Source organism: Candidatus Njordibacter sp. Uisw_056 (genome assembly GCF_047730085.1).
Classification (GTDB): domain Bacteria; phylum Pseudomonadota; class Gammaproteobacteria; order Pseudomonadales; family Balneatricaceae; genus Njordibacter.
Window position 1 is genome coordinate 1,496,739 of record NZ_CP159830.1, and the last position, 14,626, is coordinate 1,511,364.

General features: G+C 41.3%; 15 protein-coding genes. 2 read left to right on the forward strand and 13 right to left on the reverse strand.

From position 1 onward, the window contains the following. Positions 1-42: 42 nt before the first annotated feature. The 10 genes from ABXT60_RS07275 to ABXT60_RS07320 form a co-directional block, all read right to left on the reverse strand. A complete protein-coding gene (locus ABXT60_RS07275) occupies positions 43-861 on the reverse strand; it encodes an ABC transporter permease (RefSeq protein ID WP_443629496.1) in 819 nt (272 codons plus the stop codon). Positions 862-865: 4 nt separating this feature from the next. Further along, positions 866-1,717, reverse strand: coding sequence for an ABC transporter ATP-binding protein (locus tag ABXT60_RS07280; RefSeq protein WP_443629497.1), 852 nt, complete (start codon positions 1,715-1,717; stop codon positions 866-868). Positions 1,718-1,720: 3 nt separating this feature from the next. Next, the gene (locus tag ABXT60_RS07285) at positions 1,721-2,572 is read right to left on the reverse strand and encodes an ABC transporter permease (RefSeq protein WP_443629498.1); all 852 of its coding nucleotides are present in this window, start codon (positions 2,570-2,572) and stop codon (positions 1,721-1,723) included. Positions 2,573-2,814: 242 nt separating this feature from the next. Then, a complete protein-coding gene (locus ABXT60_RS07290) occupies positions 2,815-3,957 on the reverse strand; it encodes an ABC transporter substrate-binding protein (RefSeq protein ID WP_443629499.1) in 1,143 nt (380 codons plus the stop codon). A gap of 470 nt (positions 3,958-4,427) precedes the next feature. Then, positions 4,428-5,471 (reverse strand): 2Fe-2S iron-sulfur cluster binding domain-containing protein, encoded by a 1,044-nt coding sequence (locus ABXT60_RS07295; protein WP_443629500.1) that lies wholly within the window; start codon positions 5,469-5,471, stop codon positions 4,428-4,430. A gap of 90 nt (positions 5,472-5,561) precedes the next feature. After that, positions 5,562-5,906 (reverse strand): Rieske 2Fe-2S domain-containing protein, encoded by a 345-nt coding sequence (locus ABXT60_RS07300; RefSeq protein ID WP_443629501.1) that lies wholly within the window; start codon positions 5,904-5,906, stop codon positions 5,562-5,564. A 27-nt stretch (positions 5,907-5,933) separates the two neighbouring features. After that, the gene (locus ABXT60_RS07305; protein ID WP_443629502.1) at positions 5,934-6,431 is read right to left on the reverse strand and encodes a nuclear transport factor 2 family protein; all 498 of its coding nucleotides are present in this window, start codon (positions 6,429-6,431) and stop codon (positions 5,934-5,936) included. A gap of 83 nt (positions 6,432-6,514) precedes the next feature. After that, positions 6,515-7,795 carry an aromatic ring-hydroxylating oxygenase subunit alpha gene (locus ABXT60_RS07310; protein WP_443629503.1) on the reverse strand — a complete coding sequence of 427 codons (1,281 nt, stop codon included), beginning with the start codon at positions 7,793-7,795 and terminating at the stop codon, positions 6,515-6,517. Positions 7,796-7,839: 44 nt separating this feature from the next. Beyond that, on the reverse strand, positions 7,840-8,742 hold the full coding sequence (gene panB, locus ABXT60_RS07315) for a 3-methyl-2-oxobutanoate hydroxymethyltransferase (protein WP_443629504.1): 903 nt from the start codon (positions 8,740-8,742) through the stop codon (positions 7,840-7,842). 211 nt (positions 8,743-8,953) lie between these two features. Continuing rightward, positions 8,954-9,691 carry a sulfite exporter TauE/SafE family protein gene (locus ABXT60_RS07320; protein ID WP_443629505.1) on the reverse strand — a complete coding sequence of 246 codons (738 nt, stop codon included), beginning with the start codon at positions 9,689-9,691 and terminating at the stop codon, positions 8,954-8,956. A 180-nt stretch (positions 9,692-9,871) separates the two neighbouring features. Here ABXT60_RS07320 and ABXT60_RS07325 point away from each other — a divergent pair, with 180 nt between their 5' ends. Both ABXT60_RS07325 and ABXT60_RS07330 read left to right on the forward strand, forming a co-directional pair. After that, positions 9,872-10,789, forward strand: a complete 918-nt coding sequence (locus tag ABXT60_RS07325; RefSeq protein WP_443629506.1) for a LysR family transcriptional regulator — start codon at positions 9,872-9,874, stop codon at positions 10,787-10,789. A 96-nt stretch (positions 10,790-10,885) separates the two neighbouring features. Next, a complete protein-coding gene (locus ABXT60_RS07330) occupies positions 10,886-11,113 on the forward strand; it encodes a hypothetical protein (protein WP_443629507.1) in 228 nt (75 codons plus the stop codon). Between the two features lie 336 nt (positions 11,114-11,449). Here ABXT60_RS07330 and ABXT60_RS07335 read toward each other — a convergent pair whose 3' ends face one another. From ABXT60_RS07335 to ABXT60_RS07345, 3 genes are all read right to left on the reverse strand, one after another. Beyond that, the gene (locus tag ABXT60_RS07335; RefSeq protein WP_443629508.1) at positions 11,450-13,210 is read right to left on the reverse strand and encodes a tetratricopeptide repeat protein; all 1,761 of its coding nucleotides are present in this window, start codon (positions 13,208-13,210) and stop codon (positions 11,450-11,452) included. 306 nt (positions 13,211-13,516) lie between these two features. Then, positions 13,517-13,870: a cupin domain-containing protein gene (locus ABXT60_RS07340; protein WP_443629509.1), complete on the reverse strand. Its 354-nt coding sequence runs from the start codon at positions 13,868-13,870 to the stop codon at positions 13,517-13,519. Positions 13,871-13,972: 102 nt separating this feature from the next. Beyond that, on the reverse strand, positions 13,973-14,251 hold the full coding sequence (locus ABXT60_RS07345; RefSeq protein WP_443629510.1) for a hypothetical protein: 279 nt from the start codon (positions 14,249-14,251) through the stop codon (positions 13,973-13,975). Positions 14,252-14,626: the final 375 nt, after the last annotated feature.

The window sequence follows — 14,626 nt, forward strand, 5'->3', positions numbered from 1 at the left end:
TAAAATTTGATATGAGGTTTAAGGCTAACAGTTGTAAACTGATTAACGTGTTTTTAACCAAGGGGTAAACCGCCCCCCTAATTTCCTTAAAAGCTCACTGCTAATATAACCTGCGATACCAATACTGATCATGCCCACAATAATTTGCTCATAAGATCCACCAACATAGGAACTCCAAATAAAGAAACCTAGGCCACCACCAGCACCACCACTACCGCCACCGGAGATCATTTCTGCTGCCACAACCACTTCCCACGTAATACCCATTCCCACAGCAGAACCCACAACTATGGAGGGCAAGGTTGCTGGCAGTATAATGCGTCTAAAAATATCAGCTTGGCTAGCACCCATAGACTGTGCTGCCTGCAGGTATTGTCGGTTAATCGACTTAGCACCGCCTAAAACATTAATTACAATAGTATAGAACGCACCAAGAAACGTTACAAAAGCAATAGACATTTCCTGCGTAGGCCAAAAGATGATTGACGCAGGAACCCACGCAAGTGGTGGGATTGGCCGTAAAATCTCAAATGATGGGAAAGCTATGCCATAAAAGGTTCTATTAACTGCCATGTACAACCCCAGCGGTATACCCACAACCATGGCTACAAGAAATCCAGTAAAAACACGCATAAAGCTCATATACCAGCTTTGCCAGTAGCTTGGATCGACAACTAAGCCTGCCCAACTGTCTAATACGGCGGTAGGCGGTGGTATCAATCCTATAAAGGGTACGCGGTAGCCAATTAAATCCAGAGACCTCGCTCCAAATTCCCATATAGCAATAAAGATGATAATTGCAATTAAGCCTCGAAAGGCAGCACGCATTGAAAAATTGCTTTTAAGTTTATTAATATTCATTGTTTCAACCTTCCTTCTCACCAGCTTCAAAGGCCTTTCGAGCCTCTTCGTTAACCACGCTTTTAGCTTCATTCATGATTTCACGAAAACGGGGACTTGTGAGTACGCTGTAATCTCTAGGATGGGGAATATCTACTTCAACAATCTTTTTTGGCTTGCACGGGCGTGAGGACATAATGATCAACCTGTGCCCAAGAAAAATTGCTTCCTCCAAGTCATGAGTAATAAAAAAAATCGTAACCTTATTCTTATAATAAATTTCTAACAATGCTTCATGCATAACTGATTTGGTCAAAGAATCAAGGGCTCGATAGGGCTCGTCAAACAGCAAGACTTTTGGCTCATTCATTAACGCACGCACAATTTCTACCCTACGCCTAAGGCCAGATGACACTTCCCCTGGATAAGCATCCTCGGTTCCTTCCAAACCGGCATCCACCATCATTTTCCGGGCTTTTTGGTAGATCTCTCCTTTGCTAAGTTTGCCTTCCATCATTGGGCCAAAGGCGATATTTTCTAGATTAGTTTTCCACGGAAATAGTGCACCATTTTGAAAAACCACAATCCGATCTGAACCTGGCTCCGCTTTTTCTTTACCAGGGCCACATAAAATCTCATCATCTAAATAAATATGCCCAGAAGTTAACCCATGAAAACCAGCAATGGTGTTCAATAAAGTGGTCTTTCCACAGCCTGATGGGCCAACAATCATACAAATTTCACCGGCAGGGATATCTATAGAGCAGTGGTCTACCGCCATCACAGCAGTCCCTTCAGGATCATAAATCTTAACTACATCTTCAATTCGAATAGCGCCCTTGGTCGGCATTAAATTAGTTTTATCTACAGTGCTCATTAATTAATCTCCACCGAGTGCAAGTTCACGCACTCGCCATTGCATCATATAATCGCCAGCTACTCTTACTAAAGCACTCGTTACGTAGCCAATAATGCCCAATGTAATCATGCCGATGACAATTTGTGAGTATTGAACCATTATATAAGCAGTATTTATTATGTAGCCCAAGCCATATTGGCCAGACACCATTTCTCCTGCCACCAACGAGAACCAAGCCACACCAATAGAAATTTGTAATCCAGTAAAGATAAAGGGCATTGCACCGGGCACTACAACGTGAATAAAAGTTTGCCACCGGCTTGCACCAAGGCAATAGGCCGCCCTGCTGTATTCCTCATCTATTGACTCGACGCCCAGCATTGTATTGAGCGTGGTAGCGAAAAATGAGGCCAAAAATGTTAGGAAAATAACAGGAGTTTCTGAGCCACTAAAAATAATGATTGCTAACGGAACCCAGGCTAATACTGGAATTGGACGCAACAGCTCAAAGAGTGGAAAAATATATTCTCTTAACTTTTGAGACCAGCCTAAAAATAGCCCTAAAGGAACGCCTAAGGCGGTCGCTAAGAAAAACGCATAACCAATACGCCGAAGGCTAATGCCAATATGCTTATAGTATTCGGGGGTATAAATAGACAAACCGTAGTAAGGATCCTTACTAAACCACTCTTCAAAAACCTCAGTGAGTGCTGGCATATCTTGAAACCGTGGAAGTTTCCATACTTCTACTGAAAAATACCAAAATGAAAGAACAAAGCCAAAACCAATAAACATTAAATACGGCTTTGGACTCTTTAACCATGATGACATGCGATACATTGTCAAGTTCATTGTCGTGTTAGATTGACTCATAGTGTCCATCTCTAAATGAATAGGTTAATCCCTGAATAGCCCAACAGACTTTTTATCAAGGATGGTTGCAACTCGAGGTGCTAGCTGCTTCCCATTGAACTACGTTAACTTTTGTTAGGGAATTTAGCTGTCACTTCGAAGACCTGTGTGCACATATTAGCCCCACCGATAGGGAGGGCTAATATGCTGTAGCTTTGGCCTATTATTTTAAAGGACCGAGCTACAAGGCTTACGCGCAGATTTTAGCCAGGGAACGCTGAATCAGGTTGCGCCATAATCCTACCAACAGGTGCAGTTAGGCCACGCTCTTTGAGAATTTCTTCTGTAAAGCTAGTCTCTATCGCATTGTCACGTAACGTATCAACTTTTATTGTCTTGATTGAGTGCAAGAACGTCGTTGCAGTAGTGATCAATGTTAGGGCCTTTGGCGTAATGGCGAATGCCATTTCGTTACGAACATCTGTACCACCTTGGGCTTTTGGAGTACTTCCAACCATTGCCTTCCATAGTACATAATCATCAAAGCCCGTAGTTTGTGCACCAGCCATTTTAACCACAGCCATGGTATTAGCTGGATCAGCCATGAACAGTTGAGCATCCAATTCAGCGTTCAACCATGCTTTAACAACATCAGGGCGTTGGTCAATAAGGTCCCCTCGCATGTCAATGAACCCACCGTCGTTCTCGTCTACTGATGCACCGGTTGCAACCTTGCGTGCTAAACCTTCTTCAATTAGCCGAGCTGCTGTAGGCTCCCATATGGCTGCTGCATCGAGTTTTCCAGCACGAAATCCACTAGTAATGACTTCGATATTTTGATTTAAATACTCCTTAGGCTTAATGTTTTTCTTTTCAAATACCGCTAAAGCAAATCGATCAGTACAGGCGCCTTTTGGAACAGCTACAGTTTTACCGTCCATCCATTGGATCGCTTCGTCTGAATTAGCAAATTGGGGAGCAGTCGTTCTAACCAACATATTATTGCACTGGTCTTGCGCTAAGCCGGCTGTTGCCACGATGCGAACATCTGCAACACGTTCTTTGGTAGTTGCAACGATTGCAGGCATGTCACCCATGTAGCCAATATGTTGTTTGCCTGCTAGCATTGCATTTACGATAACGCCACCTGCCAAACCTATTTGGAATTCTACTGTTGACCCTTCTGGCAAATACTTCTCATAGAATTTCATGCCCTTCATTACAACACCAGACCATGCCTCGGTATAATAGGGCTGGTAACCTACAACTAGGTCGATGGGGTCACCCACATTACCAAAGTCTATTTCTGCAGCATTTACAGTAGATACTGAGCTAGCTGCCGCTAAACCCATTACCAACGCAGCTGTCGTCAGTTTATGTTGAATATTACGAATCTGTTGCTTCATGATCATACTCCAAATTAATTTATTTTTTTTCTATTTGCAAAGTAATATCAATCCGATACAGAACGTCATTGCACCAGACTGTCCTTAATGTTTATACCATTGATTGTTATTTGTAAAATCATTCAATTCAATTAAGCGATTGGTAAAGCCTATCATATACGTCGGTATTGAATATAATAACTACGCTAATGGATAAATAGAGTACACTAATTTACTATAAATAATAAATATAAGATTAAGATATAGGAATGGTTATAGTGTTTAAGAGGGAATGCTGCGGCATGATGTGGCAAAAACTAAAGAACGATTACACAATAAATGAGTAATGTTTGGTCAACGCTTTAGCCGAGTAATAAATAATTATAGTGGTGGCAAGCGAGTCAGTTTAATCAACATGCTAGTTTTAACTAACTGACGAATGACAAAGCTAGTTTATTAGAATAAAAATACTAAAGAGTTTTAAGCCAGTATTAGCTAAATTTATCATAGCGTACCCTGTGAACAGGAATTTTAGAGTTAAGGATGAGAGGCCTAATTAACGCATCAACCATTGGAGCTGGGCCAGCCAAATAGTGCATTACATTCCCACCACCTTCCAAAACGGCTGGCAACGCATGCTCATGGACCATGCCCTGAAGATAAATAAGGCCATCATTACCGCTAAGTTGCTCAGCCGTGGGTGGCGCATTAGAGAATGCAATGTTAATTGAAACGGTGTCCGGAAATTTTGCCTTTACTGCTCTTAGCCTTTCAGCAAAAAAGAAATCAGCAGGCGTGCGAATACCAAAAAATAGGGACACTTTGCGGTTTTTAAAATAATTCACTTGTCGGCCATATTCTAGAATTGACATCAAACCAGCGATACCAGACCCGCCTGCTATCATAAACAAATCATGTGATTCGTCTGGGTGAAATGTTGCGTGACCCAATGGGCCAAATAATTCTAACTTTTCTTGGGTACGGTCCGAATCGAATATCCATTTTGACAACCCACCATGGGGGTTTTGCTTAATAATGAATTCAAGTTCGTTTGTACCAGGGGAATAATTCACCATTGAGTAGGCTCGAAATCCATCTACCTCTGGCGCTTGTAAAACGAAAAATTGACCAGCATGAAATGAAATGCTGGCTGGTATCTCAACGTTAAAACGCAGGACATCCTCAGTCAACTTTTCGTACTGCGTTATCACGCCGATGTGATGATCAGGGTTGATATCATCATCACGGAATGCCACTATTTTTGTGGGCACAGTTAAGTTGCAATCCGATTGTGCACTACACTGACACATCAGTATTTCTCGTTTAACCACTTTGAAACGCTCTTTTCCTGGTGCTTCTGACCAACCCTCATCAACCTCACCTTGAATTACTCGCGCTTTGCAAGAACCACAGGTTCCCGTTGCACACTCAAAAGGTAAAGGGATTCCAGCTCTAAGACCAGCGTAAAGCAATTTCTCCCCTGCATTGGCTTCAAATTGGTAGGTTTGAGACTTCTTTTTAATCTCGATCAACATAACTTAACTCCAGTCAACACATCACAATATAAACGGGACTCAAAAATTACGTCAAATTAACCTTTAAAAAGACGGTGGGGTTTATGAGCATTAGTCATCATCATCGTCAAAATCGTACTCGAGCTCTTCATCAAGGAAGACCATAATCTGGCCATTTACCTCTTTTGTTTGGTAAATAAGCAAAGGCTTTTCAGCAGGCCCCAAGGGCTCACCAGTCTTCATGTCCCACTGCCATAAATGCCGGTCGCAGGTCATTACGTTATTTGCGCATATGCCAGAGCCTTCTAAATATTGTTCCATATGCGGGCATACGGGTGGGTATGCTCTAAAGCCATCACCAACATTTGCTAAAAGAATTTCAATTCCATCTATGGTGCACTCTTTTAATGTGTCTTGCTTTACGTCACTCACGGGACAAGCTGCTTTCCAGCTCATAATTATACTTCCTGCTAAATGTGAAAATTAAATTGGCCAGTGTGTACCTTTATCTAGACGGCGCGTATCTAAGCGAACTTCACGGTCTTCGAACTTAATACTGTCACCATCAATAATGAATTTGTCATTGTATCTGCCCACTAAAAATACACTCGTAGTCCCAGCATCAACATGCGAGTTGATACCATCCAATTGGGTTTGGTAGACAGCAAGTGAGCTAATAGCAGCTGCTGATTTACCATCTGCAGCTATTTCTACCCGGTAAACCGTGCAGTGACGCCTTAGTGGAGACTGGTCGCTATTATGCTTACTTAACATGCTAGTAATTGATTGCATGTATTCTTTGTCCCCACCATGGTATTTGATGTCAGCCTGAACCTCTGGGCTAAATGCTCTAATGGCGTAATTAAAGTTGTCTGCACAGTTGTCGTGCCAATGTTCCCATTGATGGTCGTCTAAATGGATACAGGTGTTGTAAATTAGCTCTCTTACCTGTTCTTTCAAATCGTGCTTATTCTCAGCCATGGCAGCCTCCAAAAACATATTTTTAGTTTAAAAGCTGGCAGACTGACTAATCGCTAACCTACCAGCATGTTATAGGGAGATGTTTATTTCCCAGCTGCAGCAGCCCGCTGAGCCTCTTGCTCCTTAAATGCAGGGTATGGCTTAAACTTTTCGTCTGGGTTGCTGGGTGACCGGTTTAATAATTTACCCCATTCCTCATAATAATGACGCATGCCATTTTCATCGTGAATGGTTTCGTTTTCATGCCTGCCATGAAGAATTTTGCGACTTTCTGCCATGGGGTGCATTGATGAGCCTTGCCCCGTCACTGCTAATAAATCCTCGTGCAAGTTGCGTCCAAAAGGACCCCAAATGGAGTTATGGTGGTCAATACGGGTTTGCCGATCTTTTTTAGAGTCACTCGCTAAACCAAGCCCACGAAACTCAATCATGACTGAGTTAGGACCTAGTGGCGTCATTAGGTCACACCGCAAAGCTGAGCCTCGTAAGTTAAAGTTAACGCCAGGGAACATATCAATCATGTACCAATGATTAGGTGGCAGATGTGGAAAGGATAATTCCTCACGAGAGTGGGAACCTTCATAGTTATCATACTGCACCTCAAAGCTACCCACGTTGATATGACCACCGTCAAAACCACTATTTTTGCGCGCAAAGTAGGCTTCATTGAACCCGGTGATACGATTGTGGTAATGCAGATAGTCGTGATAAAACTCACAATTGGTGTCATGCCACAACTTATAATTACAAGGGATTATAGCTTTATGATAGTGAAATACTTCTAATGGCTCTTGGTTTAAAGAAGGCGCCAAAACGTCCAGCGAACCCGCAGCAAACTCTTCAACCGTGATGCCAATATCATCGTTCAAACTAACCCAAACGAAACCCCCAAAATATACTTCGCATTTTAGTTCACGTAAGCCAACCTGAGATTCATTTAAACGATCTTGGTAACCCTCGGCTTTACGAGAGATATTTACACACTTACCTTTCATATCGAAACTCCATGCATGAAACATGCATGTCATTGTCTTAGGAGTGCCAGAAGGTGTTCCACGCTTATAATTGCCAGAAGGCCGGCGCTCGATCATATTGCCACGATGTGGGCATACGTTTAAAAACGCACGTACAACCATATCTTTGCCACGAACCACGATCACTGGCTCACGGGCGACAGTCATAGTACGAAACGAATACGCTTCTTTAAGCTCAGATTCGTGACAAACTGGGATCCAAGTCTTGCTCCAGATCTTCTTAAGTTCGTCTTCGAAAATTTCTTCGTCTGAATAAATTTTACTATCAACCCACTCGCCTTGTTGCAAGTCGGGAGTAGCATTCCATTGGTCATGGTTTCTTGATGACATAATATTACCCCGTCAATAAGTTAAAGTACTTTAGTTAAATACATTTACGACTTAGCCGCATCTAGCTCAGCTAACTTCGTTTCCCAGTTCATTTCTTTGGCAAATTTAGCTACCTGCTCGTCGTTCATATACACAGTGTGCTCCGGACCAGGATATACCCGTGATTTAACTTCATCACGGTACTGAGTAAATACATTTTCCATAATAGGAATGAGGTCTGTGTAGATTTTCGAATGACGTGGCGTGTGCTCTTCATATAAATGGAACAAGTCCGATGTTATAATATGAACACCATGCGCCCTATTACCAGCACCTAAGCTAATTACAGGGACATCTAAAATTTCAGTTAAGTATTCGCAAACTTCTTGGCTGGTTACTTCGCACATAATTGAAAAGCAACCGGCGTCTACCATTGCCAGAGCATCATCTATTAACTCTTTGGCACGGTCGGAAGTTTTGCCTTGTGCAAAAAAACCACCCAACTGAGGCATACGCATTGGTGTAACGCCAATGTGGCCCTGAACTGGGATACCTGCTTTAACGATCGCTTCAATGTTTTTAGCATGGTGTTGATTACCTTCACACTTCATCACTTCGGCGTTGGCACGTGATACAAATTTACCGGCATTCTCTACTGCTTGCTCTGGAGACACGTGAAAGCTCCAATATGGCATATCAACCATGCGCAAACCATATTTACTACCACGGTCAACCGCTTGTGACATCATCATTACTTCTTCAAAACTAACAGTTACAGTTGACTCATGACCAAATAAAACCATACCTCCGGTATCAGAGACACATAAAATATCAATGCCAAGACGGTCAGCAATAACGGCGCTACGGTAGTCATAGATAGCCATTTGCACAATACCTTCGCCCTCCTGCATTTTCTTTTGCAGGCCTCTGATAGTGATTTTCTTTCTCGGTACTGATAAGTCTGTCATAGCGTTCTCCTGCTCATTAATTGATTTTTATATAAAGCACTTTATTAATATGCTTTTAACTAACAACAATCATAGGCAGTGGACGTAAAAAGAGTCAAACAGATAGTTTTTATCAAGTGATAGCTTGTGCCTACAGGTAGGCGTTGTAAAAGGGAGACTTACTGGAGTTCAGAACACAAAATGATAGGCTAATGTTTTTGAAGCTGCTAACCTAAAAACGGACTAGCATCATTATTCCAACACCAATTAACAGGTAAGAGACTAATTTTTTTAGACTATCCACAGGAATATAGTGCACTAACTTTGCCCCCATTAAGGTACCTCCCACCATGGTTAGGGCAAGTACAACAGCAAGCTTTATATCAACTTCACCATATAAAAGGTTGCCTAAAGTCGCTGATGCAGAGATAGGAATCTGAATGACCTGAGACAAACCGATGGCTACTAGTACCGGCACTTTAAACCAAATAAGTATCGGAATTAATAATAGTGGGCCTCCAGTGCCAGTCAAGGATGAACCAATTCCTGCAACTAACCCAATAACCAACAAAGGTGTGTTTTTTTCGGTTTCCTGAGTGGATTGTGGGCCTACAGATTTACGAATTAATGCATTAACTCCAGAAGCCAGTATTAAAGTAGCTATCAATAATTCAAGGATATCCGCCGGAAAGAACGGTAGTAAAAAAGCCCCAATATAGGCACCAGGGAGAGCACCTAGGCAAACTTTCTTTGCCATTAACCAATTAATAGTCCCTTGACGGGCATATATCAAAGCACCTACTGATCCGGTAATCATGTAACTAAGCATACATGCGGGAATGGCTGAGTGTAGGGAAATGCCACCCATAAACTTAAGCGCAGGAACTAATAAAACACCACCAACCCCAACACTACCAATTAGGATGCCAACAAAGAACACGACAAAGGTTAACAGCGGTGGTAAGAACATAAAAGGTATCAGTAAGGCTAATAATAGTAATGGAATTTATTGTTTGAATTAAAACTATAGCACAAGATATTAGTACCTTACAGGCTCTGGGTGATAGACTAAATCGTGACTATTTGCTATTTCTTATTTTTTATCAATGACATTTGATTGACTTTAAATTTAAAAATCAAGGAGTTATACGTGTTTTTAAGACAATTCCAATATCTCGTTGCACTAGAACAAGAGCAGCACTTTGGCCGAGCAGCCGAAAAATGCCATGTTTCTCAGCCCAGCTTATCCAGTGCCATTAAAAGCCTAGAAAAAGAGTTAGGTATCCCATTAATTCTTCGCAAGCAAAAATTTGAAGGCTTCACCGAAGAAGGAAAGCGCGTAGTTACTTGGGCCAAGCGCTTATTAGCTGACAGGTCAGCTATGGTGGAGGAGCTTAGCATTATGAGGCGTGATCTGAACGGGCGTTTGCGTATAGGAGCTACGCCATTTAGCTCTCCCTTATTTCCAACTGTTAGCCAGCTTTTTCAACAACGCTATCCGTCTGTCCAATTAGATATTCAGTTTATAGGCACCGATCGATTGGTTCAGGGCTTAACAAACTTTGAAATAGACATCGGTGTCACAGACCTAGATAACCCTGCTCTAGACCCTTTTGTCACCATGGAGTTATACGAAGAACCATTATATTTACTGCTTCCCGATAATGATTGGTTGGATGATAGCCCAACTATCTCATGGGCTGACGCTTGCAAGTTACCACTTTGCTTACTTTCTAAATCAATGCGAGAAAGGCAAATGATGGATGAGGCTTTTGAAACAGCAGGTGTACAATGTAAGCCAATCTTGGAATCAAATTCTATTTTTCAATTGGCTTTTCATACCATGGCAGGAGATCTTGCCACCATTGTTCCCAAGCGCTTTGCCCATTTACCAAACACAAAACAAAAATTACTTGAATCACCAACCGTTTCCCAAACATTAGGATTGGTATGGGTGCACGGCAACCCTGTATTACCGATGACTAAAGCAACCTCTGCACTTATGCGAGAGGCCTTAGATGCTGGCGCATTTGAAAATTTCAGCTTTGTAGGAAAAGACTCGAGTTAAACAACTCCGCTTAAAGCATGGCGAATTAAAGACCGTTTAGTTTAGGTGGAACCATAGCTATTTGTGGACCAACAACTACTAAGTGAGAGAAGCACTATGAAACCAGTGACGCATAAGCCAATGCTCAGACCAACACTAGCGCAGGCAGAAGCATTGATAGGCGGCCGTGCTACCTTAGTTTTTGAACAAAGTGGCATGCAGGTATTAGCTGATGAGGAAGGTTTGATGAAAAGCTTGGCATTAAATACTGAGGCTACTGAGCTATGTGGTGTGCGCATCATCGGTAACGCTATTATATTAACAGGAGAATCGATGTGGAAGTAGCGAGGTAGATACGTATCCGCTTTATGGTAATCACCTAAAAACTCAGACAGACTCGCTTAATTACTGTGACACCCTATTGGGTCGATATATTGGCTTCTTATACTTGCTGATGGCTTCAGCTGACCCAGGGCATAGACTATATCCAACGGTGCAATAGTTTTAGCACTCCCTATCACCAATGAGGACATTAAGCCTAAAAATACCAGAGTGTATAGTTAATCGACAAGATTAAGTGTTTATAGCGGTGTTTGTGCCGTTTTTAAAATGCACTGATTGCACTACAAGCATTAGGTTTACCAGCCTCACTTAAGAAAATCAAAAGCAATCACACATCGTTCAACGTCTTTTAAAGTCAAAAGCAATCACACATCGTTCAACGTCTTTTAAAACTGGAATAGTTCGATGAAAAAGTGATGATGGAAACAATACGATATCTCCATTACATGGTTGATAAATTTGCCGGGGATAGTCCTCATTTTCAATCGGATAATCATAACCATGTAGTCCAAATTCGATCGCACCTTCATGCTCTTCAGGCGACTCTACAGTTTTTAAATAAAACACACCACTCACCCAGCCTGCTGAATGTATATGAGACGTTTGATGGCCATTTTTTAACATACGGACATACCAAGCTTTTATATTATTTTGTTTGGGCCAATTTTGAATGAGCCCATTATCAAGAGATTTAAATTTTTCTAAGAACAATTCGAGCTCTTTTTCAATTGCACTTTCCAAAATCTTAAGCGTTTTATTAGGTTTAGAAAACAGATTCCCAGATGTATGGAACCCTGATACTGTGGCATGGTTTTTAGGTTCCCAAGCGGTGTTTTTTTCATTCATTTCAACCAATAGAGTATTAATGAATTCATTATGGTTAGGGATATGGTTTTTTATGTTACTAAATGTAATTAGCTCATTGGGTTTTTTGCAAAATGGATAAGCATCTGTTTGCTCCATTTGATGTGCCGCAAATGCGCTCATCGCTGCCACACGAATATTGGAAGGATTTTTTTTTGCTATAGATTCAATACGGTCATTAAAATCATCATAATGTTCTAAAAAATATGTACTTTCTAAAGCCTTAGCCACTGAGTATCTATCTGTTAACTTGTCAAAACAATCTCTTGCTTCTTTGTATCTATTATTTTCCTGGAAAAGACTACCCAGATTCTTATAGGCATCTGAATAATCAGGTTTAAGCTTTAGCGCTTTCTTATAGCTCTCTATTGCGGCCGCCACATTCCCTCCATCGTTCAGAGCAGCAGCCATATTGTAATGTGTCTCAGGTGAATCAGCGGTGATTTTTAGAGCCTTTTTATAGCTATTTACAGCAGCATCAAATTGATCCAAGGCGGCATTTGATGCCCCTGTAATATTATAAAGAAGAGAGGAATTTGGAAAACGATCCAACATTTTACTAGCATTAGTCAGGGCCTGTTTGAATTTTCCCTGTGTGTAAAGGCTGATAATCAATTGTTGCTCTTCGGATGAAGGGTCTTGTTGCGCTACCAACACAACTCCAGTTAACAACTTTAGAGCCTTAAGCGCCTGTTTATTGTGTGGGAATTTATGTAAAATATTTTGGTAAATAGTCTTTGCTTGTTCTAGATTACCCCCTTTAGATGCACGCTTTGCGACTCTGAAGGCCTGATCGAGTTGCATATTATCTAGAATGTTGGGTTTGGGGATAGCGGCAGCCTCCAAAGGCACTGCGACACTCTTGTTGATCTTTAAACCCTGTTTTGTGAGACTTTTTTCTAGCTGATCTAAAGCTTCACCAGTGAATCCTTGTTGTTGGGCCTTAACAGACACCGCTTGTGCATCAGCTGTGCGATCAAGTTTTATCAAAGCGTTAATGTAGCTTAACCAGAATTGAACGATTGCAGGATTAGCTGCAGTAGCTGCTTTAAAAAAAGGCAATGATGCTTGTATTTTACCCACACCAACAGCCAAAACACCCATATTATGATTAGCATCAGCATGGTTAGGCTGTACATTTATAATAGTAGTATATAGCCTCTGGGCTTCTTGAAGCTGCCCAGCCTTATGGGCTTCAACACCCTTCTTTAACAGTTCACCTAATGACAATTCCATAAAAAAATCCACAACGTATCCATTAGTTAAATACTAACATTGGGGCACGTTGATATAAAGATTTATTGGATTGATAAGCGCGGATTCATTGTAAATTGGTGAGTTTAAATATTTAGCCTGTGGGTGTCTAGAGAAGTTAGTTTAGGTTAAGGCAAACCAACCCGAAAGATAATTCTTAGACGTTATGCGCACTTCCACGCAACAAGAGGTGTTGTCTGAGGCCTAAGTAACCAGTGTTAAACTGTGCCTATTTAATTGGGGCTAGGGAGAAGCTTACCCCCTAGCTATTCTAGACATATTTTTTAGTTAATGTTTGTCACCCCAAACACCATGGAATTCGTAAGCAACAGCTTGTTGGGCACCGACTACCCATGCGTCATGGCCAGGCTCAATTGAATAAGCATCACCGGCTGAGTATGTCGCCTCAGTGCCATCATCATGACGGCAGGTAATGGTTCCTTCAACAATAACACCAAGATGTTTAGCCTCACAACTTTGGGTCCCAACAACAGGCTGGATGTCCTTCGACCATATCCAGCCAGGCTGAACAACAAGTTTCATAACACGCTGCCCAGCAATATTAACAGTTTCAACACGGGCATTATTTGGCGTACTTACATCTGAGTCTGTAGCAAAATTCTTAATTTCTATGGAAGACATTTTAATTCCTTTAATTTAGAGGTTTAGTCTGCTTTAGCACAAAGGCTTCGCGAGCTAAGTATAATCTGCGCTAGTTAAACTTGGCGTCGTCATCAAAATCGGTTAATTTATATGGTTAAGTGTCACTTCACCAATAACACTTTCCATAGAGACAATATCTGGGTTAGCCATGCGCTTATCCCTTTCGGCATCCGCTTTGTCCATCGCTGCTTGGCTCTCATAGATCGATACTGCGATCAATTTGCTACCCTCACTTCTTATGCCAATAAGTTGTTCTGCTGATGGAAAATCCTTTACTGCATTCGCAGCATAAGATAAGGCGGCAGCATCTGCTACTTCTTGAGAAATCAAAGTTATTGTAGTGATTCTAACTATCGACATAATGCTCTCCTTGAATAAATTAATGCTTCAGTTATTGAAATAACTAACATTTGTAAGCCTAACCAACATTAAAACTTAAGTAAACAATATCGCCTCAGCCGTTAAATTGTAGGCCTTTTATACATCGACTGTGATTCACACATTAAGCCCTGTTTGATAAACCACTACTTTATTTCAATGTAAGAAAACGTATGTGAGTATTTAAGACTGAAGGCTGATTGGTCATTCTTTCCATTTTTCTACTGCATTATTTAACCTTTGAGTTATATGAATCCAGATAAAATGAAAGCTTATATAACCCTATGGTCTAGAGAAGATTTGTCTGATGAGTTAAAGAAAATGAGAAACCTATTTTGGTTATAGGCGGCTCTCATG

Coding starts and splice junctions, on each gene's coding strand:
- ABXT60_RS07320 (WP_443629505.1), bottom strand. CDS start 9,691: ATGTTCTTACCACCGCTGTTAACCTTTGTCGTGTTCTTTGTTGGCATC.
- ABXT60_RS07345 (WP_443629510.1), bottom strand. CDS start 14,251: ATGTCGATAGTTAGAATCACTACAATAACTTTGATTTCTCAAGAAGTA.
- panB (WP_443629504.1), bottom strand. CDS start 8,742: ATGACAGACTTATCAGTACCGAGAAAGAAAATCACTATCAGAGGCCTG.
- ABXT60_RS07290 (WP_443629499.1), bottom strand. CDS start 3,957: ATGAAGCAACAGATTCGTAATATTCAACATAAACTGACGACAGCTGCG.
- ABXT60_RS07335 (WP_443629508.1), bottom strand. CDS start 13,210: ATGGAATTGTCATTAGGTGAACTGTTAAAGAAGGGTGTTGAAGCCCAT.
- ABXT60_RS07280 (WP_443629497.1), bottom strand. CDS start 1,717: ATGAGCACTGTAGATAAAACTAATTTAATGCCGACCAAGGGCGCTATT.
- ABXT60_RS07310 (WP_443629503.1), bottom strand. CDS start 7,795: ATGTCATCAAGAAACCATGACCAATGGAATGCTACTCCCGACTTGCAA.
- ABXT60_RS07340 (WP_443629509.1), bottom strand. CDS start 13,870: ATGTCTTCCATAGAAATTAAGAATTTTGCTACAGACTCAGATGTAAGT.
- ABXT60_RS07330 (WP_443629507.1), top strand. CDS start 10,886: ATGAAACCAGTGACGCATAAGCCAATGCTCAGACCAACACTAGCGCAG.
- ABXT60_RS07300 (WP_443629501.1), bottom strand. CDS start 5,906: ATGAGCTGGAAAGCAGCTTGTCCCGTGAGTGACGTAAAGCAAGACACA.
- ABXT60_RS07295 (WP_443629500.1), bottom strand. CDS start 5,471: ATGTTGATCGAGATTAAAAAGAAGTCTCAAACCTACCAATTTGAAGCC.
- ABXT60_RS07275 (WP_443629496.1), bottom strand. CDS start 861: ATGAATATTAATAAACTTAAAAGCAATTTTTCAATGCGTGCTGCCTTT.
- ABXT60_RS07285 (WP_443629498.1), bottom strand. CDS start 2,572: ATGAGTCAATCTAACACGACAATGAACTTGACAATGTATCGCATGTCA.
- ABXT60_RS07305 (WP_443629502.1), bottom strand. CDS start 6,431: ATGGCTGAGAATAAGCACGATTTGAAAGAACAGGTAAGAGAGCTAATT.